This window comes from Mesorhizobium sp. P2_C4 (assembly GCF_056404575.1).
Window position 1 is genome coordinate 77,613 of sequence record NZ_JBFUDT010000012.1, and the last position, 20,464, is coordinate 98,076.

Genomic DNA, 20,464 nt, shown 5'->3' on the forward strand with positions numbered 1-20,464 from the left:
TAGTTACTTGACGTATCGCTCCGGCCCAAGGTCGCGGACATTGATATCAGGCACCCGGCTGGAGATGATGTCGGCCAGCACCTTGGCCGAGCCGCAGGCCATGGTCCAGCCGAGCGTGCCATGGCCGGTGTTGAGATAGAGGTTGGAAAACTCGGTGCGGCCGATCAGCGGCGGCCCGTCCGGCGTCATCGGCCGCAAACCGCACCAGAACGTCGCCGCCTTGAGGTCGCCGCCCTCGGGAAACAGGTCGCCGACCGAGTGCTCGAGCGTGCGGCGCCGTGATTCGTGCAGGCTGAGATCGAAGCCTGAAATCTCCGCCGTGCCGCCGACACGGATGCGGTCGCCAAGCCTGGTGATCGCCACCTTGTAGGTTTCGTCCATGACCGTGGATTCGGGTGCGCCGGCCGCATCCTTGATCGGCACGGTGATCGAATAGCCCTTGACCGGATAGACCGGGATCGGCCGTTTCAGCTGGCGCATGAACCGCGCCGAATAGCTGCCCATCGCCATCACATAGGCGTCAGCCGCCCGCCAGCCCTTGTCGGTGGCGATGTTGGTGATGCGGTTGCGGTTCTTGACGACGCGTCTGATCGTCGTTCCGTATTCGAAGGTGACGCCGCGCGCCACGCAGAGCTCCGCCATGCGGTCGGTGAACATCTTGCAGTCGCCGGTTTCGTCGCCCGGCAGCCTGAGGCCACCGACGAATTTTTCGCGCACGCCGGCCAGTGCCGGCTCCGCCGCGACGCAGCCTTCGGGATCGAGCACCTCGTAGGGAACCCCATAGGTCTTCAGCACCTCGATATCGCCGGATGTGCCGTCGAGCTGCTTTTGCGTGCGGAAAAGCTGCAGCGTTCCCTTGGCCCGCGCGTCATAGGCAATGCCGGTCGTTTCGCGCAGCGCCTTCAGCGTATCACGGCTGTATTCGGCCAGCGGCACCATGCGCGCCTTGTTCACCGCGTAGCGTTCCGCCGTGCAGTTGCGCAGCATCTTGAGCAGCCAGATCCACATATGCGGATCGAAGGCCGGCCGCACCACCAGCGGCCCATGCTTCATCAGCAGCCACTTGATCGCCTTCAGCGGAATGCCGGGTCCAGCCCAGGGCGAGGCGTAGCCGGGCGAGACCTCGCCGGCATTGGCGAAACTGGTTTCCAGCGCCGGACCTTTCTGGCGATCGATCACCGTCACCTCGTGGCCGGCCTCGGCGAGAAAATAGGCAGTGGTGACCCCGATCACGCCGCCGCCCAACACCAGGATCTTCATCGCACCATTCTCCACGACGACGTCTTTTCAGGCCCGGATCGTCCTGACTTCTGTCTGCCGGATTTTATGGTGCTCGCCAAGTGCCTGCGTGCTCTGCCGCTATCCGTTCAGGTAGCGGCGATGGAAGCGTGGCCCGAGGCTGGTCAGGATTTCATAGCCGATGGTGCCGGCATGGCCGGCGGCATCGTCGACGCTCTGCGACGGACCGAGGAGTTCGACGAGGTTACCTTCCGCAAGCTTGCCCTCCGGCAGCGCGGAAATGTCGAGGATGATCGAGTCCATCGACACGCGCCCGAGGAAGGGCAAGCGCACGCCTTCGAACCAGGCGGCGGAGGCCGCGCGGCGATGCCAGCCATCGGCATAGCCAAGCGAAATCGTCGCCGCGCTCAACGGACCCGTCGCGTGAAAAGTGTGGCCGTAGCCGACGCCGGCTCCCTTTTCGAGTCGGCGCGTCTGCACGACCTTGGCCTGCAGCCGCACCACCGGCAGCATCGGGTTCGGTTCGCCCGGCGTCGGGTTGATGCCGTAGAGCGCAGCTCCCGGGCGGGCGAGGTCGAAGTGAAAGGCTGACCCGAGGAAGATGCCGGAAGAATTGGCGAGCGAAGCGGGAGCCTCGGGCAGCACCTTGCGCAGGCGTCCGAAGACCAGCCATTGCCGCTCGTTGGCTGGATGCTCCGGCTCGTCGGCGCAAGCGAGATGGCTCATGACAAGGGTAACGACGATGCCGTCGAAGGCATGCGGATCAGCAGCAATCGCTTCCACTTCCGCAGGTGCCATGCCGAGTCGCGACATGCCGCTGTCGACCTGGATCGCTGCCGGCAGCTTGCGGCCGGCCTGTCGGCCGGCTTCACCCCAGGCTTTGAGCTGGCCAGTGCTGTTGATGACGGGAACAAGCCCCGCCGCAACCGCTTCTGCTTCCGAGCCGGGCGGCAGGCCGTTGAGGACATGGACCACGGGTTGGGGTCCAAGCGCCTTGCGCAGCGCCAGACCCTCGGCCAGAAGCGCGACGAAGAAGATCGTGCAGCCTTCTTCTGCCAGCGCCCGTGCGATTGGCGCCGCGCCCAGACCATAGCCGTCGGCCTTGACGACCCCGGCGCATCGCACGCCGCCCAGTTGCGCCTTCAATCGCCGGTAGTTTTCCCTGATGGCACCAAGGTCGATGGTCAGAATCGCGCCGGCCGCCGCTTCGCTGACCGGCTCGCCGGCAGTGTCGACAGGTTCGGGGAAAGACCCTTCGGCGGCGTTGCTCATGCCAGCCCCTTGTTGCGTCAACCCATCAATAGGGCCGCCGCGCGGGCGCGGCAACCATGCGGAGACGATGCCGTTCCTGGCCGCCTTACGCCACCAGATGCCGGAACGCCGCCACCACGTCCTCATAGACCCTGCGCTTGAATGGCACGATCAGCTCGGGCAGGTCCTGCATTGGTCGCCAGGCCCATTTGTCGAACTCGGCCGTATGGCCGCCCGGCGGCGGATTGATCTGGATTTCGCTTGCCTCGCCGTGAAAGCGGAAGGCAAACCATTTTTGCGTCTGGCCGCGATAGCGTCCCTTGAAGGCGATGCCGACCAGGTCGACCGGCAGGTCGTAGTTGATCCAGTGGGGCGCCTCGGCCAGCAGCGAGACCGAGCGCATGCCGGTTTCTTCGTAGAGTTCCCGCTCCGCTGCTTGCTGCGGCTCCTCGCCCTTGTCGATGCCTCCTTGCGGCATCTGCCAGAGCTGCGTGGTGCCGGCGAATTCGCTGTCCGGCTCGGCAATGCGATGGCCGACCCAGACCAGGCCATCGCCATTGAGGATCATCAGCCCGACGCAGGGACGATAAGGCAGCGTCTCGGGATCGATTTTCTTTTTAACCATCAGATTTTACAGCCGTTTTGAGAATTCGCTCCGGCGAGGCAGGTGGCGAGTGGTTTCGAGAGCTGGAGCTACCCTTTTTGCGGGTCTATGGCCACCGCCGAGATCGGCACGATCTCGATGCCGCGCTTCTTGGCTTCCACCACCCAGGACGACACCGTATCGACCGTCAGATCGAAAGCCGAGCCGATGCCGACGGCAGAGCCTTTGGCCCGCGCGGTGGCTTCCAGCGCGTCGAGCTTTTTCAGGATGGCGCCGCGATCCTGCATGGCATCGATCGCCGTGTCGCCGGCGACGAACGGCACGCCGTCCTTCAAGGCAAGGTCCGGCGCCAGGCTCCGCGCGGACGAGCCGTCGTCGATATAGGCCAGGCCGCGCTTACCGAGCTCGGCCATGAATGGCCCCATCGCTGTCGCATCGGCCGAAAAACGCGCGCCCATATAGTTCATGACGCCGGTATAGTTGGTCGTGCGCGACAGCGCCCAGTGCAGGCTCTTCAGATTCTCTTCCGGCGTCGCCGAAACGGTCAGCGTGTTGCGGCCGGGATTGACGTTTGGATAGTCGAACGGCTCCAGCGGCACCTGCAGGACGATCTCGTGGCCGCTCTGCCGCGCCGCCTGCATCCAGCGGCCAATGCTGTTGCCTTGCGGGGCGAAGGCCAGTGTCACCTCGGCCGGCAGCTTGGCAATCGCCGCCTGCGTGCCGGTCTGCGATACGGCCAGCCCGCCAATGACGATCGCCACGCGGGCACCGCGCGCACCGGACCATGGCCGTGCATAGACGTCGAATGGCCGCCTTCCGTCGGCGGCACGGATCGGCAGCGGGCCGGTATCGCTGGGCTCGATCAGCGCCTTGTCGGGAATATGCGCGATTTTCAGGTTCTGGCCGAGCGTCGATGGATCGTGAATGACGATGCCCGCCTTGGGCGGACCGTCGCCCTCTTCCGTCTGCACATGGATGATCTGCGGCCCGCCTGTTTTAACCGGCGCGTCGGCCTTCGGCGCCGCCGTTGCAGTGACTGGTGCTTTCGCAGGTTCCGCCGCCGCCGTCACTTTCGGCGTCGACACGGTGGCCGCTTCTGGTTTCCGGAACGGCTTTTCGCGCAGCGCGATCGCACCGGAAACCCCAATCACCGCCAGCACGGCAAGCGTGGCCGCAACCGCACCGGAGCTGACCCGGCGCGACGCCGCGCGCGGCGGCCGGGCGGCTGTCTGTCCAAGCGGGCGTTCGATATCTTTTACGATGTCAGCCAAGCCGCATCCCCGGGCGCATCATCGGCGAAAGAGGGATGCCCCCTGTCGCAAAGACCCTGCGCAAATTCAAACCTGATGGCGCGTCAGAGACGCGACGCCCCACAGAAACGACGTCCCCCGAATCAAACTGCCGGAACCTCGCGGTCCCGGCAGCATTGCATCGCTTCGATCAGGCGGCCAGAGCTGTTTGCCCGGCCGGCTGACTTACTGGTTCAGCACAGCCTTGTCCGGATTCGGCGGGAACGCCGGATCGGTCTTCTGGCCACGCAGCAATTGCTCAGCATAGATGAGCTGCAGATCGTCCTTCGGATCCGGCGGCACATAGGCAGCCGAGCCCGAACCGGTATCGCTCTCGTCGGCGCCCTTGATGTGGCCCTTGAGGTCCGATTCGCCGCGGGTCAGGTCCCTGCCCTGCAATTCCGGCGGCAACGGCTGGTCGACCTTGATGTCGGGCGTGATGCCCTTGCCCTGGATCGACTTGCCGGACGGCGTGTAATAGAGCGCCGTCGTCAGACGCAGCGCACCGTTCTCGCCGAGCGGAATGATGGTCTGCACCGAACCCTTGCCGAAGGACTGCGTGCCGACCACCGTGGCGCGGCGCAGATCCTGCAGCGCGCCGGCAACGATTTCCGAGGCACTGGCCGAACCGCCATTGACGAGCACGATCAGCGGCTTGGCGCCGATGTCGTCGCCCGGCCTTGCGTCGAAGCGGGTGACATCCTTGGGATCGCGGCCGCGGGTCGAGACGATCTCGCCACGGTCGAGGAAGGCGTCGGACACGCTCACCGCCTGGTCGAGCAAACCGCCCGGGTTGAGCCGGAGATCGAGCACATAGCCCTTGAGCTTGTCGTTCGGCACCTGCTTCTTGATGGTGTCGATGGCATTCTCTAGGTCGTCATAGGTCTTCTCGGTGAACGAGGTGATCTTCATGTAGCCGACGTCGTTTTCGACCCGGAACTTGACCGCCTTGACCTTGATGATGTCGCGCACGACCGTCAGTTCGATCGGCTTGTCGGCGCCCTGGCGCAGGATGGTCAGCTTGATCGGCGTGTTGACCGGCCCGCGCATCTTCTCGACCGCGTCGTTCAGCGTCAGGCCGCGCACCTCGTCGCCGTCGATCTTGGCGATATAGTCGCCGGCCAGCACGCCAGCCTTGGCGGCCGGTGTGTCGTCGATCGGCGTGATCACCTTGACCAGGTCGTTCTCCATGGTGACCTCGATGCCGAGGCCGCCGAACTCACCCTTGGTCTGCACGCGCATGTCCTGCGCCTGCTCGGCATTCATGTAGGACGAGTGCGGATCAAGCGAGGCGAGCATGCCGTTGATGGCGTTTTCGACCAGCGACTTGTCGTCCGGAGGCGTCACATATTGCGCCCGCACACGCTCGAAGATGTCGCCGAAGATCGCCAGTTGCTTGTACGTTTCGGAGCCCGCAGCGTTCGCCGTCGAGCCAGGCGCGCCGTAGACCAGGCTCATCGCTGATGCGCCCATCAGCGCACCGGCAAACAGAAGCGACAGTTTCCGCATCATTTCACGTCCTTCCAGAAAAACGGTCCGCCCACCATGGGGTCGGATCGACGGGTTTTCCATCCTTGCGGAACTCGACATAGAGTTCCGGCGTGGCATTTCCATTCTTCGAGGCCGAGGTGCTTGCCACCCGGGCCTCTCCCATCGCGCCGACCGGCTCTCCTGCGAGCACCGACTGGCCAGACGCGACGCTGATTCTGCTCATCCCCGCCAGGACGACATGATAGCCGTCACCTGCGTTCAGGATCAAGAGTTGTCCATAGGAGCGAAACGGCCCCGCATAAAGCACATTTCCATCCGCCGGTGCGGTGACGATGGCGCCCGATTGTGTCGCAACCATGTCGCCAAGCATCACTGCGCCGTTACCGTCGTCGGCTCCGAAGCGCCGCTTGATCTTGCCGGTGACCGGCAGCGCGACCTGTCCCTGGAGCGCCGAAAACGGGACCGCGGCGGTCAACTGGTTGCCTTCCGGCACGGGCAGCGACGCCAGTTCCGTTGACGCGGTTGTGCCAGCGTCCGCCTTGTCGGCGTCAGCCGCCTTCTGCTCGCCGGCTTTAGCCGCATCCGCCGCCTTGCGGCTCTTGTCGGCCTCGAGCGAGGCGATCAGTTCTTTCAGGCTGCCGGCCTTGGCCGCAAGTGCCTGGGATCGCTGCTTTTCGGCCACCATAGCCGTCCAGGTGTCCGCTTCGAGCTTCTGCTTGGCCTCGAGCAGCATGCTGAGTCGCTTCTTTTCCGCCGCCTGCTCGCTGACCGCCGCGGTCAGCCGTACCCGCTCGGCCTCGATCGAGGCGGTCACCCGCGATTGTTCCTTGAGGTCGGCCAGCAAGTTGTCGGTCTGCTGGCGCAGTTCCGGCACCACCGCGCCGAGCAGGATGGCGCTGCGCACCGACGACAGCGCGTCCTCGGGCTTGACCAGGATTGCCGGCGGCGGGTTGAGGCCCATGCGCTGCAGCGCGCCCAGCACTTCAGCCAGGACGTCGCGCCGCGCCAGCAGCGAAGTGCGGAGCTTCTGCTCCTGCCCCTTCAGCCCTTCGAGCTTTGCGCCGATGTCCTCGATGTCCTGGCCGAGCTTCTGCTCGGTCATCGCCGACTGGATCAGCGCCGCGGTGATCGAGGCATGGTCCTTCTTGACCGCCGCTATGTCGGCGGCGAGCTTGCCCAGCCGCTCGGACGACAGCGTGATCTCTTTCGAGACCTGCTCGTATTCGGCCCGGCTCTGATCGGGATCCGGCGCCAGGTCGAGCGTGTTCTCTGCCCGCACGGCACTGAGCGACAACGCAACCGCCGCCGCGGCGATGCCGCAGCGCGCGCGCCAGGAGCTCGTTCTTGATTTCCAGTCTTCAGACATTGAAGCCCGACTCTATGCGCGGCATCGTTAACGAACAATCAACCATGTTCGAAAGGTGGGCCGTCTCCGACGCAATCTCGCTGCGCATTGGGGCGGAAATCCGTGCGGTTCGCGCCAATTCGCGGGATTACGAGCGGTGATAGGGATGCCCGGAAAGAATGGTGGCGGCCCTGTAAAGCTGCTCGCCCAGCATCACCCGCACCAATTGATGCGGCCAGGTCAGCGCGCCGAACGACACCATCAATTCCGCCTGATCGCGCAGCGATTGGTCGTGACCGTCGGCACCGCCAATGGCGATGACCAGGGCCTTGCGGCCGCCGTCGCGCAACAGGCCGATGCGCCCGGCGAAATCCTCGGAGGACAGGTTTTTGCCACGCTCGTCGAGCAGGATCAGCGCGCTGCCTTGCTGCAACAGCGTCTGCAGCTTCTGGCCTTCCTCGCGGCGACGCTCGTTGGCGGTCTGGGCGCGGCCTTCGGCAATCTCGACGACGCCTGAGAATTCGAGCCCCACCGCCGGGCCGCTCTTGGCGAAACGCCCGAAGTAGCGGTCGGCAAGTTGCTTCTCGGGGCCGGCTTTCATCCGGCCCACGGCATGAACGGTAATCTTCATCCTCGCCTCAAAAAGCAGCTAGAACAAAAGCTGCTCAGTGCAGGGTCTCTTCCTCGAGATCCGGCGCCTGCCACATCTTTTCAAGATTGTAGAAGTCGCGGACTTCGGGGCGGAAGACATGGACGATGATGTCGCCCGAATCGATCAGGACCCAGTCGGCACCGGCCAGCCCTTCGACGCGCGCCATGCCGAGACCGGCATCCTTGAGCGCCTTGAGCAGATGGTCGGCGACAGCCGAGACATGACGGTGCGATCGGCCCGACGCAACGACCATGTAGTCGCCGAGGCTCGATTTCCCCTGAATGTCGATTGAGACGATGTTTTCGGCCTTGGAGTCTTCCAGACTGGCAAGGACTGTCTTGATGGCGCGGGACACGGCGTCGTTTACGCTGATCCCGGCCGGCGAAGGCACGATGTCGGCCTTCTTCCGCAGTGCTGTTCTCAGTGTATTTCCTTTCGCAGCAAGAACAACCAAATCACCCTTCAAAGCAGGTGACACCACTTAGATAGGCAGAGTTCCGTTGCAGTTTCAAGACGGGGCTCCCAAAGCATTAGCCTGGAGCGCCGGAAACGGCGGATGCTTTGGCGCGATCAGCCCTTTTTCCCGGCATGCTCTTCGCCCGCGAAGGCAAGCTCCACCGGCAGCGGCGCCTGCGCCGTCATCGGCGCGAAACTGCCGGTTTCAGTGGCGGGAACCGCCTGCGTGGTGGCCACCCGCCACAGCACGAACAGGCAAAAGCCGGTGGCAATGACGATCGCCACATAGATGAAGGCCTGCGTGCCGTAGATGGCCGAAAGCGCCGTCACGATACCGGGCACGACAAAACCCGACAGCGACCAGGCAAACAAAAGTGAACTGGACAGCGCCACCATATCGTCTTTGCCGGCGCGGTCTGCGGCATGCGCGCTGGCCAGCGAGTAGATCGATTCCGAGGCGCCGTCCCAGACCACATAGATGACGATCAGTGCCGCCAGCGCGCCGCCATCGAAACCGAGGGCAAACGCTCCCGCACCGGCGGCAAGCGCCGAGGCGGCGATCAGCACATAGCGCCGGTCTGTGCGGTCGGAAATCCAGCCAAGCGGGATCTGCAGGATCAGCGTGCCGACCGGCATTGCCGAAAGCAGCAGCGCCACATCGGCCTGGCTGTAGCCCTTGGCCGTGGCATGGATCGGCGCGAAGCCGGCGATCGCCATCGACAGGCCGCCGACGGCCAGCATGCCGGCAACGCCCACCGGCGAAATCCGCCAGGCGCGGCCGAGCGCCACCGATGCCGCCCTGGGCGCCGGCGGCTGCGCCAGCCGTGTCATGCCGACAGGAAGGATCGACAAAGCGGTGAAGGCGATGCCGACCAGCGGTGCCTCGGCCGTATTGATGTCGACCAGCGCCAGTGTCGCATAGCCGAAACCGAGTCCGGCGACATAGGCGACGTAGAAGAACGCCATCACCCTGCCACGTATGGCGTTGGCGACGGCGTCGTTCAGCCAGCTCTGCGCGACGATGAAGAGACCGCAGATCGAGAAGCCATAAAGAGCCCGCGCAGCAATCCAGACGATGGGATGCGTCCCGGCGCCGACAGCGGCGTTGGAGAGCGCGATCAGCGCCGACAGCACCATGAAGGCGCGGGCATGGCCGACCCTTCTGACCAGCGGTCCGGTCAGGATGCAGCCGGCGAGACCGCCCGCCGACAGCCCGGTGATGATCAGTCCGGCCCAGGTCGGATCGAAACCCTCGGCGCCGAGCCGGACCGGAATGTAGGCGAACATCAGCCCGTTGCCGACCGCGATCAGCGCCATCGACAAGACGACGCTGGCAATGGCGATCAGCGGCGCCGACGGCTTGCCTTGCTCCTGATCGATTGTGGCGCGGTCCTTCTCCAGCATTCGCGCACCATCGCCCACCGCATGGCGAAAAGCCGCCGCAAAAGCGACATCGCCGGACGGCCAGCAGCGCGGATCCTCACATGGCCAGAATTTCGCCCAGCGGCGAGGTCGGCGGCACATCGGCGAAGGAGAGTTTGCGCAGCGACCCGTGCCAGAGGTGGATAGCCAACGTGTTCGGCCTGACCAGGTCCGCGAGAGACTGTTGCGGATCGAGCAGAGTGCCTTGCCCCTCGATGTTGGTGTAGAAAACATCCAGCGGCGAGGCTTCGGCCAAGAGGCCGTGCTTGCGCACCAGATAGGTCAGCAAGGGCGGGCCGAGCGAGGCATGCGGCAGGTTCTCGAACCCCTTCATCCGTCCGAACGCCCGCCGGGCGCCGAAGCGCAAGCGCTTGGTCCATGAAAACCATTCCGGAAGCCGCTCGGGATGATCCACCGCTTCAGCGAGATCGCACAGGATCGGCGACCCGATGGGCAGGCTCAGCACCGCATTGTTGATGCGGGTCTGGCTCTCCCAGCCGAACATGTAGGAACGGCGCGGCAAAGGCCGCACGCAATACATGTCGCAGTCGACATAGATCTCGGCTCCGCTGGCAAGCAGCTTGTAGCGAAAAATGTCGGCGAACAGCGAGTAGCTGCCGTTGCGGTGGACGATAACGCGCTCCCGCGGCAGGATTTTCGTCGCGTCCGCAAGCTCTACGCCAGGCGGCGCATCGCCGGGATCGTCGTAGACATGCAGCACGGTGCGATGCCCAAGGCGGACGATGGATTTGAGGCAGGCGACATGCATCTGCCCGAGCGGCCCGCCGATCCAGAAAGCATGAACCGCGGGCAAGCCCGGATCGATCATGGCTTTGCCATGTTGCGGATCGCGCTCGATGACAGCGATGACCGTGGGCCGTGGATAAAAGTCCAGGCCGGCGCGTTCATGCGAGCGAGCCGCGGCGCGTCGCCCTCGTCGACGCGGGCATAGTCGAAGGTCTTGGCGACGACCGACGACAGGAAGGAAAGCGTCGCCCCCGGACGATCGATGACCGCGATCGGGAACGTCATCACGATCTGCCGCCAGCGCTGCCAGCGATGGAAATCGCGCAAACTATCGGCGCCCATGATCCAGACGAAATCGACGCCTGGGTTGCGCGCCTTGACCAGCGCCAGCGTGTCGGCGGTAAAACGGATATGATGAGCCGCCTCGAAGGCGGTGACCTTGATCCGCGGGTTCTTGGCAATCTGCTCCGACAGGCGCAGCCGCTCGGCCAGTGGCGCCAATTCCCTGGTGCTCTTCAGCGGATTGCCGGGCGTCACCATCCACCACAGTTGGTCGAGCGCCAGCCGCCGCAGCGCAATCTCGGCTACCAGCGCATGCCCGGCATGCGGCGGATTGAACGAACCGCCGAACAGCCCGACGGTCAGGCCCTTTTCGGCATGCGGCATGCGGAGGTAGGGGGCGGGGATTGCAGGCTGAGCGGACGACAGCATGGTGCTAGGCGCCCCCCTCTGTCCTGCCGGACATCTCCCCCTCAAGGGGGGAGATTGGCAGCTTCACTGACCGCAAAAATTCTGCAGCGGCGGCGATTGGCGAAGTCAGAAACAACAGCCGATCTCCCCCCTTGAGGGGGAGATGCCCGGCAGGGCAGAGGGGGGCCGACGCGCGCAAGGCCCTCAGGCCCTTTGGGCAAAAAACGTCAAGGCCTCACCTGCCCCGACCCGCGCACGCGGTATTTGAACGAGGTCAGCTGCTCGACGCCAACCGGTCCGCGCGCATGCATCTTGCCGGTGGCGATGCCGATCTCGGCGCCCATGCCGAACTCGCCGCCATCGGCAAACTGGGTCGAGGCGTTGTGCAACAGGATTGCCGAATCGATTTCGTTGAAGAACTTTTCGACCGCCTTGGCATCTTCGGCGACGATCGCCTCGGTGTGATGCGAGGAGAACGTCTCGATATGCTCGATCGCGCCGGCAACGCCGTCGACCAGCTTCACCGCGATGATGGCATCGAGATATTCGGTCACCCAGTCGGCATCGATCGCCGGCTTGGCGTCGAAGAACAGCTTCATCACTTCGAGATCGGCATGGATCTCACAGCCTGCGGCGCGCAGCGCGTCGAGGATCGGTACCAGATGCGTCGAGGCAACCGCGCGGTCGACCAGCAAAGTCTCTGCAGCACCGCAGACGCCGGTGCGCCGCATCTTGGCGTTGACCGCGATCTGAACCGCCATATCGAGCTTGGCCGAGCGGTCGATGTAGAGGTGGCAGATGCCCTCGAGATGGGCAAAGACCGGCACCCGGGCCTCGGTCTGCACGCGCTCGACCAGGCTTTTTCCGCCGCGCGGAATGATGACGTCGAGCACGCCGCCAAGCCCCTTCAGCATCTCGCCGACAGCGGCGCGGTCGCTGGTCGGCACCAGCTGAATGGCGTCTTCCGGCAGGCCGGCGGCCTTCAGCCCTTCGACCAGGCAGGCATGGATGGCGGCCGATGAATTGAGCGAATCCGAGCCGCCGCGCAGGATCACCGGATTGCCGGCCTTGAGGCAGAGTGCACCGGCATCCGCCGTCACATTCGGCCGGCTTTCATAGATGACGCCGACGACGCCAAGCGGCGTGCGCACGCGCTCGATATGCAGGCCGTTCGGCCGGTCCCAGGCGGCAATGACGTCGCGGACCGGGTCCTTCAATTCGGCGATTTCACGAATGCCGTCGGCCATGGCGCGGATGCGCGCCGGATCGAGCTTCAACCGGTCCATGAAGGAGCCGGACAAGCCCGATTCGTGGCCGTTCGAGACGTCGATGGCGTTGGCGTCGAGAATCTCCTGCTCACGCGAAATGATCGCGTCGGCCATGGCGAGCAGCGCGGCATTCTTGGCGGCGGTGGTGGCGATGGCCAACGGTCGGGCGGCGGCGCGGGCCTTACGGCCTGTCCGTGCCATCAAACTGGCTACATCTTCGCCTTGGTGTTTGTTCAACATCTGACCGCTCCGGTGAAGCCTGGTGGATTTACACGCGGCCGGCCTTCGCGGCAATGGCTGCAAATTCGGGGGAGCAGAATGAAGAACGCCGCAGTCTTGATTGCTTTGGCCACGATGCTGGCGCCTACCGGCCTGCGCGCAGCCGATTACTGCGACGACAAGATGGAGCCCGGCGAGAGCGTGGACGGCAAGATCATGGCCACGATAGGTGCGATACAGTCCTTTGCGCTCGCCGAACGCTATTGCGGCGCGCCACCGACAGCGCTTTCCCATATCCTGGTCATTGTTGAGGAGAGCTTCGGATGTGGGCCGAGGGCGCGGCTCGAGGCTAAATACAAGAAGCTGGACGAGGAACCAGGCGCAACGACGGCCGACTGGACGATACGCGATCTCCTGGGAGTTGAGAAGGATGTTCCCCAAGCCGAGGTGGATCGACGCGCCAAGGCTAGCATTAAAGCAGATTGGGGAGGCTGCAGCGGGCTTCTGAAACTGCGGCAAGACCTTGAGAATGGACGAATCAACCCACCCAAATAGCCGCGTGAACCTGACAAGTAGCGCGCCCTCTATCGCGAGGCCGCGTCTCAGTCCGGCGCGCCGCTCACCACCAGATCGTCCCTGTGGATCATCGCCGAGCGCGCCTCGTAGCCGAGCACGGTTTCGATCTCCGCGGTCTTCAGGCCTGCGATCCTGACCGCATCGGCGGCATCGTAGGCAACGAGCCCGCGCGCGATCTCGCGGCCCTCGGGCGACAGGATCGCCACCGTATCGCCGCGTGAGAAATTGCCGCTGACCAGTTTGACGCCGGCCGGCAGCAGCGACTTGCCTGACAAAAGCGCGCCGATGGCGCCGGCATCGACGGTAAGCCGTCCCGCCGGTTCGAGCTGCCCGGCGATCCAGGTCTTGTAGCCTTTCACCGGATTGGTGCTCGGCTTGAAGAAGGTGGCGCGTTCGCCGCGCTCGATCGCCATCAATGGCGACAGCCGCGTTCCAGCGGTGATGATCATGGCGGTGCCGGCGGCGGTGGCGATCTTGCCGGCGTCGAGTTTTGTCCGCATGCCACCACGCGACAATTCGGAAGCCGCCGCCCCCGCCATCGCTTCGATGTCTGGCGTGATGCGGTCGACCACCGGAATGAACCTGGCATCAGGATCTCTGGCCGGCGGCGCCGTGTAGAGCCCGTCAATGTCGGAGAGCAGCACCAGGAGGTCGGCGCCCATCATCGTTGCCACCCGCGCCGCCAGCCGGTCATTGTCGCCATAGCGGATTTCGGAGGTCGCCACCGTGTCGTTCTCGTTGATGACCGGAACCGCTTTCATCTTCAGCAGCGTGGAAATCGTCGCCCGTGCGTTGAGATAGCGGCGGCGCTCTTCGGTGTCGCCAAGCGTCAGGAGAATCTGGCCGGATTTCAGGCCGCCCTTGCCGAGCGCATCCGACCAGGCGCCGGCCAAAGCGATCTGCCCAACGGCAGCGGCCGCCTGGCTCTCTTCCAGCTTCAGCGCCCGTTTGCCGAGGCCCAGAATCGTGCGGCCAAGCGCGATCGCGCCGGAGGACACGACGAGGATTTCGGCGCCGCCCTCGGCCAGAACGGCAATATCGTCGGCCAGCGAAGCCAGCCAGTCGCGCTTCAGGCCGCTCGTGCGGTCGACGAGCAGCGCCGAGCCGATCTTAACGGTGATGCGCCGGTATTTTTTCAGCGACTGCGCGGCCATGCTAGCGATCCCAGCGCGTCTCGACCGGAGCCGCTGTGGCGGCGCGGGCTTCGCCGACCACCGCCATCAGCGCACGCAGCACCGCCTCGACGCCTTCACCGGTGACGGCAGACAGCAGCATCGGCGCACGGCCGGCGGCACGTTTCAGCGCCGCGACCTTCTTCTTGCGTTCGGCAGCATCGAGAATGTCGACCTGCGAAAGCGCGACGATCTCGACCTTTTCGATCAGCCCGTTGCCATAGGCATCGAGTTCGGCGCGCACGGTCTTGTAGGCCTTCCCAGGGTTTTCCTCCTGCGCGGACACCAGGTGCAACAGCACACGCGTGCGCTCGACATGGCCGAGAAAGCGGTCGCCAATGCCGACGCCCTCATGCGCGCCCTCGATCAGGCCGGGAATGTCGGCGATGACGAATTCGCGCGCATCGATGCGCGCGACGCCAAGGCCGGGATGCAGCGTGGTGAAGGGATAGTCGGCGATCTTCGGCTTGGCAGCGGTGACCGCCGCCAGAAAGGTCGACTTGCCGGCATTGGGCAGGCCGACCAGGCCGGCATCGGCGATCAGCTTGAGCCTGAGCCAGATGTTGAGCTCTTCGCCCGGCAGGCCTGGATTGGCGCGGCGCGGCGCCTGATTGGTCGAGGTCTTGAAATGCTGGTTGCCAAAACCGCCATTGCCGCCCTTGGCCAGCAGATAACGCTGGCCAACCACGGTCAGGTCGCAGATCAGCGTCTCATTGTCCTCGGCAAAGACCTGTGTTCCCGCCGGCACTTTCAGCGTCACGTCGGCGCCCTTGGCGCCGGTCATGTTGCGGCCCATGCCGTGAATGCCGGTCTTGGCCTTGAAATGCTGCTGGTAGCGATAGTCGATCAGCGTGTTCAGCCCGTTGACGGCCTCCAGCCAGACATCGCCGCCACGGCCGCCATCGCCGCCATCCGGCCCGCCGAATTCGATGAATTTTTCGCGCCGGAACGACACCGAACCGGCGCCGCCGTCGCCGGAGCGGATGTAAACTTTGGCTTGATCGAGAAATTTCATCGGATTTCGTAGTTTCTCTATTGGCCTTGCGGCATTGCTCTAACCCTCGGCACTGCTCTAAACCAAGGTGGGGCGAAGGGCGAGGCCGTTTTGCGACAACGGCGCCGCGCGATTTTTTGCGGCGCTGTTGCAATTTGCCCGGGCCGGGGAGATGTGTAATGCGGGTTGTAACCTACAACATCCAGTATGGCATCGGCCTCGATGGGCAATACGATGTCGGCCGCATCACCGACGCCGTGCGTGGCGCCGACGTGATCGCGCTGCAGGAGGTCACCCGCAACAACCCCAGGAACGGCAACCGTGACATGGTGGCCGAGATCGGCGACGCCCTGCCTGAATATTTCGCCGCCTATGGCAGCAATTTCGAGGTCAATGTCGGCTCGCGCGTCGAGAACGGCCGGGCTGTCACCACAACCTTCCAGCTTGGCAACATGGTGCTGTCGAAAACCCCCATTCATCTATCGCGCAACCTGCTTTTGCCGCGCAGCCGCAGTTTCGAGGCGATGAACTTCCAGCGCGGCGCACTGGAAGCGCTGATCGAGACGCCGCTCGGCTTCATCCGTTTCTACTCCACGCATCTCGACCATCGCAGCCCGGTCGAACGCACCAGCCAAATCCGTTTCTTGCGCCAGCGCCTGTTGAACTATGCGCTCGAGGGCGGCGGTCTCTCCGGCATTCCCGAGATCGGCCTGCCGGATCTGCCCTATCCCGAGGCCTTCATCGTGCTCGGCGACTTCAACATGCTGCCCGGATCGCCCGAATATGTCGAACTCGCCGGCCGCCCGGATCATGAGTTCGGCATGCCGCTGACCGCCGATCTCGCCGTCGACGCCGCCCAGCGCCTCGACACGCCCAATCTCGTCACCTGGGTCGATCCCAAACGGCCCGACGATGCGAGCCGCCACAAACGCATCGACTATGTCTTCACCTCAGCCTCGCTCGCCGGATCACTGAAGCGCCTGTGGGTCGACCGGCAAGCGGTCGGCTCCGACCATCTGCCGGTCTGGCTCGAGACGGCCTGACCTCAAGCCTGGTTCGCAACCTTTGGTTTCGCCGTGCGGTGAGGTGTGTCGAGATTCAGGTCAGGCCGAGCCGAAAACGCTCGCTTTCGAGAACCGGAGCGGAGCGTACTTAAAGTACGTGAGCACCGGAAGCGCAGAAAACCAGCGTTTGCAGGCCGGCATCACCTGAATATCGACACAGCTAGAAGTGGACCCAGTTGCGCAGGCTGGTCCAGGTCTTGCGATCAAGCCGGTAGCGCTCGACCGGCACCTGACCGGCGACGATCGAGTTCAGCATGCCCTGGCCGGCATACTGGAAGCCGCATTTGTGGATGACCCGGCGCGAAGCCGGATTGATGACCCGCGTCGAGGCATGCAGCACCTGGATTGTCGTCCTCTGGAAGGCGAGGTCGACCAGCGCGTGCGCGGCCTCCGTCGCATAGCCGCGCTTCCAGAAGGGTTCGCCGATCCAGTAACCGAGTTCCAGCCCGCGATCGGTGGTGTTGAGACCGGCGCAGCCGACGAAGGTGTCGGTTCCCGCCAGCGTCAAGGCAAAGGCGATACCCGCCCGGCGCGACGCCGTCATCGCCAGGAAGGCGCGCGCCTCGGCCTCGCCATAGGGGTGCGGCATGCGGGCCAGCATTTCGGCGATATGACGATTGTCGGCGAGTGCTGCCAGTTGGCCGATGTCACTTTCACGCGGTGCACGCATCACCAGCCGCTCGGTGGCCAGCACCGGGCAGTCTATCGCGTAACTTTCGTCGTCCGTGTCTTCCGCTTCGGCAACCATGTCAGTCCTCCAGGCACAAGAAAAAGGGGAGATGGAAAACCCATCTCCCCTGATCCATTTCCTGGCTTGGCCAGACACCGGTTCCCGAGATGGGTGCCGGTGTTCTCGTACGGAACCGGCTACTCCGCGGCTTTGGCGATCGGATTGACCGATACGTAGGTTCGGCCGTTGGCTTTTTTGTTGAAGGTGACTGCGCCAGTTTCGAGCGCAAAAAGGGTGTGATCCGTGCCCATGCCGACATTGACGCCGGGATGCCACGTGGTGCCGCGCTGACGAATGATGATGTTGCCCGGAATCACGGCTTCGCCGCCGAACTTCTTCACGCCCAGGCGCTTGGAATGCGAGTCGCGACCGTTGCGCGACGAGCCGCCAGCTTTCTTGTGTGCCATCTAACTAACTCCGATGCGCCCTCGAGGGCGCTTGAATGGTCTTATGAACGCGTTCGCGTTCCGTTTCAAGTCCGATCCGGCGATCGTTTCGCCGGTTCGTTTTACTTCTTCGCCAGTTCCTTGGCCTGCTCGCGCCAGTCGCTGATCTGCTCGGCGCTGAACGGCATGTGCTCGTCGATTTTGGCGACATCCTTGTCCGACAGCTTGGCCAGCTGCGCGAAGGTGATGATGCCCTGCTCGGCAAGGTCCTTGGCGGCGACCGGGCCGATGCCCTTGATCACGGTCAGGTCGTCCGGCTCGCCCTTCGGCGCCTTGAACAGCGGCGCAGCGGTGGCTTCAGCGGCCTCGACCTTGGCTTCCTTCTTGGCCTTGGCCTCCTTCGGCGCGGCCTCGGCCTTCGCCTCGGGGGCAATTTCTGCCTTGGCCTTGGCCTCAGCCTTTACGGCGGCCTTCTTCGTCGGCTTGGCGCCACCCAGCAGGATTTCGGCGATCCGCACAGTGGTCAGAAGCTGGCGGTGGCCGATCTTGCGGCGCGAATTCTGCCGGCGACGCTTCTTGAAAGCGATGACGGTGCGGTTCTTGCCCTGCTCGACGACTTCCGCCGTGACCAGAGCGCCATCGACGAACGGTGCGCCGAAGGTGACATTCTCGCCCTCGCCATGGGCGAGAACATGGCCAATTTCGACGATATCGCCGACATTGGCTTCGAGTTTCTCGATCTTCAGGAGATCGTTGGCGGCAACGCGATACTGCTTACCGCCCGTTTTAATGACTGCGAACATTTTTTGCCTTTCGCTGTTCGGTCGGCCTTGATGAACCGCGTTGGCGGTTCAGCCGTCTTTTTGTCAGTCTGCGGGTTCAAAAAACAAGCGGCGCGGAAGAACCCTCCACGCCGATTGCGCGCTGTCCCTAACCGAAGGTTGCGGTGAAGTCAAGGCAATCGGCCAGGACAAGCGCCTCTGCGCCGGCTGTTTGCGGCTGTACACCATCCACGTCCCGCAATCGCCCCCAAAACGGTAAGGCGCCGGACGTTCGCACCCCTCGGAAACGGTGCTGTGCCGAAGAAGCCGGATAACAGGCAGATTGGGCCTTGTAACCTGCCGATGCAGCCGTTATCTAGTGCGCCGCGCCGGCAACGGCCGACCATGACCGCGGAGAGGTGGCAGAGTGGTCGAATGCACCGCACTCGAAATGCGGCATGGGTGCAAGCCCATCGGGGGTTCGAATCCCTCCCTCTCCGCCATTCTTCTGATGTCCTCCTAACTAATTGATTTTGCTTCGCGATTTACGGCGCGACCTGATGCTGATGCCCCACGGCGGTGCCCCACCAAATTATCTTCCGGGCTTTCCCCCACGTTTTCTTGGCTGCACGTTATGGCCCCTCAGTGACTGGCAATTGTGCACCCAGCATGATCGTTCTGCCGTTCCACCACGCTTACCGCGACAACTTCGGAATGATCCCTGTGCGCACTCAAGACGATTTCATGCTCGTCTCGCCGTCGCACTACGACCCTGAGCGCTACCCACCGGGCTCTTGCATTCAATAGGTCCGACGCCCACCATTTTAGCCCGCTGCCTCAACGGTGGCGGGCTGTTCATTTGGCGGTGGGGACTAGCGGGATTAGCGGGCAAAACGCCGTCGCTTTCGAGTGTCAGCAGATGTGGTAAGGTTGATTGTCGGCGAGTAGCAGAGGTCCAGCAACAATGACTTTGAGACGAACCAGAGCTTACGGCGCATCCGGCTTGGTTCTAGCGGTTTGCATTGTATTTGCTTGGCAGAACGCCGCTGCCGCTCAAGATTGCGACGCAGCGGCGACGCCAGGCGTCAATTGGCAGGACTGTGACAAAAAGCTTCTCATCCTAAAAGGACAGGACCTGAGCGGGGCGAACCTGTTTGGTGTTGATTTCACTTCGACCGACCTCAGGAACAGCAATCTCCTTGGGGCAAATTTTGAGAAGGCAACGCTTGTGCGTGCTTCCCTGGCCGACTCGACCGCCAAGGGCGCCCGGTTCGACAAAATCGAGGCTTACAGGACCGACTTCAGCCGTATGGACGCGCAGGGCGCTGTGTTTACGAGCGCGGAAGTGCAGCGCTCGAATTTCCAGGACGCCAATCTGACCAATGCTGATTTCACAAAGGCGGAATTGGGGCGAGCGCAGTTCCATGACGCCGATATCAGCGGCAGCCGCTTTTCGTTTGCCAATCTCGCGCGGGCGGACTTCCGAGGAGCGACGTTCACCGCGCCGATAGACTTTGACAGCGCTTTTTTCTTTCTGACCCGTATCGAGGGCCTCGATCTTTCCGATTCGGCGGGTCTGTCCCAGTGGCAGCTCAACATGGCTTGCGGAGACGCCCGGACCGAGTTGCCTTCTGGCTTGACGAGGCCTGAAGATTGGCCCTGTAGCGAGCCATAGGCTCGGCGCCGTGTCGCTGCCGGGGCTGAAATCGTCAAGCACGCCCTTGCGGGGCGAAGCCTGCGGTGCTGGTGGAGGTGATTAACCCTTTACTAATGATTAATTTGCCGTGCCGTTCGGCGAGTGCTTTTATAATAGCGCTGGAGGGAGCACCGCTTTGTTCGTTGACTACTACGAGCTTTTAGAAGTCAGCCGAAACGCCAACTCAGAAACGATAGAGCGCGTGTTTCGCTATTTTGCCATGCGCTATCATCCCGACAACCAGAATACCGGGGACGAAGCGCGCTTCAGCGAAATCGTCGAGGCACATGATACGCTCAAGGATCCCGTCAAGCGCGCGCAGTACGACATTCACTACAATGAGCAGCTGAACATACATCGCGAGCTGACCCAGGAAGCCACCGACACCAAAGGCCTAGAACGAGATAGCGTC

At 63.6% G+C, this 20,464-nt stretch carries 21 protein-coding genes and 1 tRNA gene; 5 read left to right on the forward strand and 17 right to left on the reverse strand.

All coding sequences use genetic code 11. The features are described from left to right. Positions 1–3: 3 nt before the first annotated feature. From AC1DX6_RS29555 to AC1DX6_RS29610, 12 genes are all read right to left on the reverse strand, one after another. Positions 4–1,260 (reverse strand): D-amino acid dehydrogenase, encoded by a 1,257-nt coding sequence (locus tag AC1DX6_RS29555; protein ID WP_477319940.1) that lies wholly within the window; start codon positions 1,258–1,260, stop codon positions 4–6. 99 nt (positions 1,261–1,359) lie between these two features. Beyond that, positions 1,360–2,511, reverse strand: coding sequence for an alanine racemase (gene alr / locus AC1DX6_RS29560; protein ID WP_477319942.1), 1,152 nt, complete (start codon positions 2,509–2,511; stop codon positions 1,360–1,362). Between the two features lie 85 nt (positions 2,512–2,596). Continuing rightward, positions 2,597–3,115 (reverse strand): RNA pyrophosphohydrolase, encoded by a 519-nt coding sequence (locus AC1DX6_RS29565; RefSeq protein WP_477319944.1) that lies wholly within the window; start codon positions 3,113–3,115, stop codon positions 2,597–2,599. Between the two features lie 68 nt (positions 3,116–3,183). Beyond that, complete coding sequence (locus AC1DX6_RS29570; RefSeq protein WP_477319946.1) at positions 3,184–4,365, reverse strand: divergent polysaccharide deacetylase family protein; 1,182 nt, start codon at positions 4,363–4,365, stop codon at positions 3,184–3,186. Positions 4,366–4,569: 204 nt separating this feature from the next. Further along, positions 4,570–5,895: a S41 family peptidase gene (locus AC1DX6_RS29575; RefSeq protein WP_477319948.1), complete on the reverse strand. Its 1,326-nt coding sequence runs from the start codon at positions 5,893–5,895 to the stop codon at positions 4,570–4,572. 1 nt (position 5,896) lies between these two features. After that, positions 5,897–7,240, reverse strand: coding sequence for a murein hydrolase activator EnvC family protein (locus AC1DX6_RS29580; RefSeq protein WP_477319950.1), 1,344 nt, complete (start codon positions 7,238–7,240; stop codon positions 5,897–5,899). 127 nt (positions 7,241–7,367) lie between these two features. Continuing rightward, entirely contained in the window at positions 7,368–7,850 is a 483-nt protein-coding gene (gene rlmH, locus AC1DX6_RS29585) for a 23S rRNA (pseudouridine(1915)-N(3))-methyltransferase RlmH (RefSeq protein ID WP_477319952.1), read from the reverse strand. Between the two features lie 34 nt (positions 7,851–7,884). After that, positions 7,885–8,262, reverse strand: coding sequence for a ribosome silencing factor (gene rsfS / locus AC1DX6_RS29590; RefSeq protein ID WP_477246006.1), 378 nt, complete (start codon positions 8,260–8,262; stop codon positions 7,885–7,887). 179 nt (positions 8,263–8,441) lie between these two features. Then, on the reverse strand, positions 8,442–9,731 hold the full coding sequence (locus tag AC1DX6_RS29595; protein WP_477319954.1) for an MFS transporter: 1,290 nt from the start codon (positions 9,729–9,731) through the stop codon (positions 8,442–8,444). A gap of 76 nt (positions 9,732–9,807) precedes the next feature. Continuing rightward, a complete protein-coding gene (locus tag AC1DX6_RS29600) occupies positions 9,808–10,578 on the reverse strand; it encodes a glycosyltransferase family 32 protein (RefSeq protein ID WP_477319956.1) in 771 nt (256 codons plus the stop codon). Further along, entirely contained in the window at positions 10,575–11,162 is a 588-nt protein-coding gene (locus AC1DX6_RS29605; protein WP_477319986.1) for a nicotinate-nucleotide adenylyltransferase, read from the reverse strand. The genes AC1DX6_RS29600 and AC1DX6_RS29605 overlap by 4 nt, the downstream gene beginning before the upstream one ends. A 251-nt stretch (positions 11,163–11,413) precedes the next feature. Continuing rightward, a complete protein-coding gene (locus tag AC1DX6_RS29610; RefSeq protein ID WP_477319958.1) occupies positions 11,414–12,694 on the reverse strand; it encodes a glutamate-5-semialdehyde dehydrogenase in 1,281 nt (426 codons plus the stop codon). A gap of 78 nt (positions 12,695–12,772) precedes the next feature. Between AC1DX6_RS29610 and AC1DX6_RS29615 the strand changes: the two genes are divergently transcribed. Continuing rightward, positions 12,773–13,228, forward strand: a complete 456-nt coding sequence (locus AC1DX6_RS29615; protein ID WP_477319960.1) for a hypothetical protein — start codon at positions 12,773–12,775, stop codon at positions 13,226–13,228. A 47-nt stretch (positions 13,229–13,275) separates the two neighbouring features. On the opposite strand, the gene proB is transcribed toward AC1DX6_RS29615, so the two are convergent. Both proB and obgE read right to left on the reverse strand, forming a co-directional pair. Beyond that, positions 13,276–14,403 carry a glutamate 5-kinase gene (gene proB, locus AC1DX6_RS29620; RefSeq protein WP_477319962.1) on the reverse strand — a complete coding sequence of 376 codons (1,128 nt, stop codon included), beginning with the start codon at positions 14,401–14,403 and terminating at the stop codon, positions 13,276–13,278. Between the two features lies 1 nt (position 14,404). Continuing rightward, positions 14,405–15,436, reverse strand: a complete 1,032-nt coding sequence (obgE, locus tag AC1DX6_RS29625; RefSeq protein WP_477319964.1) for a GTPase ObgE — start codon at positions 15,434–15,436, stop codon at positions 14,405–14,407. A 158-nt stretch (positions 15,437–15,594) separates the two neighbouring features. Here obgE and AC1DX6_RS29630 point away from each other — a divergent pair, with 158 nt between their 5' ends. Then, a complete protein-coding gene (locus AC1DX6_RS29630; RefSeq protein WP_477319966.1) occupies positions 15,595–16,458 on the forward strand; it encodes an endonuclease/exonuclease/phosphatase family protein in 864 nt (287 codons plus the stop codon). A gap of 181 nt (positions 16,459–16,639) precedes the next feature. On the opposite strand, the gene AC1DX6_RS29635 is transcribed toward AC1DX6_RS29630, so the two are convergent. From AC1DX6_RS29635 to AC1DX6_RS29645, 3 genes are all read right to left on the reverse strand, one after another. Next, a complete protein-coding gene (locus AC1DX6_RS29635) occupies positions 16,640–17,227 on the reverse strand; it encodes a GNAT family N-acetyltransferase (protein ID WP_477319968.1) in 588 nt (195 codons plus the stop codon). A gap of 119 nt (positions 17,228–17,346) precedes the next feature. Next, a complete protein-coding gene (gene rpmA / locus AC1DX6_RS29640) occupies positions 17,347–17,616 on the reverse strand; it encodes a 50S ribosomal protein L27 (RefSeq protein WP_013529063.1) in 270 nt (89 codons plus the stop codon). Between the two features lie 101 nt (positions 17,617–17,717). Then, the gene (locus tag AC1DX6_RS29645) at positions 17,718–18,398 is read right to left on the reverse strand and encodes a 50S ribosomal protein L21 (RefSeq protein ID WP_477319970.1); all 681 of its coding nucleotides are present in this window, start codon (positions 18,396–18,398) and stop codon (positions 17,718–17,720) included. A 371-nt stretch (positions 18,399–18,769) separates the two neighbouring features. Here AC1DX6_RS29645 and AC1DX6_RS29650 point away from each other — a divergent pair. From AC1DX6_RS29650 to AC1DX6_RS29660, 3 genes are all read left to right on the forward strand, one after another. After that, positions 18,770–18,859: transfer RNA gene (locus AC1DX6_RS29650), tRNA-Ser, on the forward strand. A gap of 461 nt (positions 18,860–19,320) precedes the next feature. Continuing rightward, positions 19,321–20,031, forward strand: a complete 711-nt coding sequence (locus AC1DX6_RS29655) for a pentapeptide repeat-containing protein (RefSeq protein WP_477319972.1) — start codon at positions 19,321–19,323, stop codon at positions 20,029–20,031. Positions 20,032–20,188: 157 nt separating this feature from the next. Continuing rightward, the coding region (locus AC1DX6_RS29660; protein WP_477319974.1) for a DnaJ domain-containing protein at positions 20,189–20,464 on the forward strand (276 nt) is incomplete at its 3' end.

Excerpts from the sequence above, each read along its gene's own strand:
- AC1DX6_RS29555 (WP_477319940.1), bottom strand. The coding sequence starts at position 1,260 with ATGAAGATCCTGGTGTTGGGCGGCGGCGTGATCGGGGTCACCACTGCC.
- alr (WP_477319942.1), bottom strand. The coding sequence starts at position 2,511 with ATGAGCAACGCCGCCGAAGGGTCTTTCCCCGAACCTGTCGACACTGCC.
- AC1DX6_RS29565 (WP_477319944.1), bottom strand. The coding sequence starts at position 3,115 with ATGGTTAAAAAGAAAATCGATCCCGAGACGCTGCCTTATCGTCCCTGC.
- AC1DX6_RS29575 (WP_477319948.1), bottom strand. The coding sequence starts at position 5,895 with ATGATGCGGAAACTGTCGCTTCTGTTTGCCGGTGCGCTGATGGGCGCA.
- AC1DX6_RS29580 (WP_477319950.1), bottom strand. The coding sequence starts at position 7,240 with ATGTCTGAAGACTGGAAATCAAGAACGAGCTCCTGGCGCGCGCGCTGC.
- rlmH (WP_477319952.1), bottom strand. The coding sequence starts at position 7,850 with ATGAAGATTACCGTTCATGCCGTGGGCCGGATGAAAGCCGGCCCCGAG.
- AC1DX6_RS29595 (WP_477319954.1), bottom strand. The coding sequence starts at position 9,731 with ATGCTGGAGAAGGACCGCGCCACAATCGATCAGGAGCAAGGCAAGCCG.
- AC1DX6_RS29600 (WP_477319956.1), bottom strand. The coding sequence starts at position 10,578 with ATGATCGATCCGGGCTTGCCCGCGGTTCATGCTTTCTGGATCGGCGGG.
- AC1DX6_RS29605 (WP_477319986.1), bottom strand. The coding sequence starts at position 11,162 with ATGCCGCATGCCGAAAAGGGCCTGACCGTCGGGCTGTTCGGCGGTTCG.
- AC1DX6_RS29610 (WP_477319958.1), bottom strand. The coding sequence starts at position 12,694 with ATGTTGAACAAACACCAAGGCGAAGATGTAGCCAGTTTGATGGCACGG.
- AC1DX6_RS29615 (WP_477319960.1), top strand. The coding sequence starts at position 12,773 with ATGAAGAACGCCGCAGTCTTGATTGCTTTGGCCACGATGCTGGCGCCT.
- proB (WP_477319962.1), bottom strand. The coding sequence starts at position 14,403 with ATGGCCGCGCAGTCGCTGAAAAAATACCGGCGCATCACCGTTAAGATC.
- obgE (WP_477319964.1), bottom strand. The coding sequence starts at position 15,436 with ATGAAATTTCTCGATCAAGCCAAAGTTTACATCCGCTCCGGCGACGGC.
- AC1DX6_RS29630 (WP_477319966.1), top strand. The coding sequence starts at position 15,595 with ATGCGGGTTGTAACCTACAACATCCAGTATGGCATCGGCCTCGATGGG.
- AC1DX6_RS29635 (WP_477319968.1), bottom strand. The coding sequence starts at position 17,227 with ATGGTTGCCGAAGCGGAAGACACGGACGACGAAAGTTACGCGATAGAC.
- rpmA (WP_013529063.1), bottom strand. The coding sequence starts at position 17,616 with ATGGCACACAAGAAAGCTGGCGGCTCGTCGCGCAACGGTCGCGACTCG.
- AC1DX6_RS29645 (WP_477319970.1), bottom strand. The coding sequence starts at position 18,398 with ATGTTCGCAGTCATTAAAACGGGCGGTAAGCAGTATCGCGTTGCCGCC.
- AC1DX6_RS29655 (WP_477319972.1), top strand. The coding sequence starts at position 19,321 with ATGACTTTGAGACGAACCAGAGCTTACGGCGCATCCGGCTTGGTTCTA.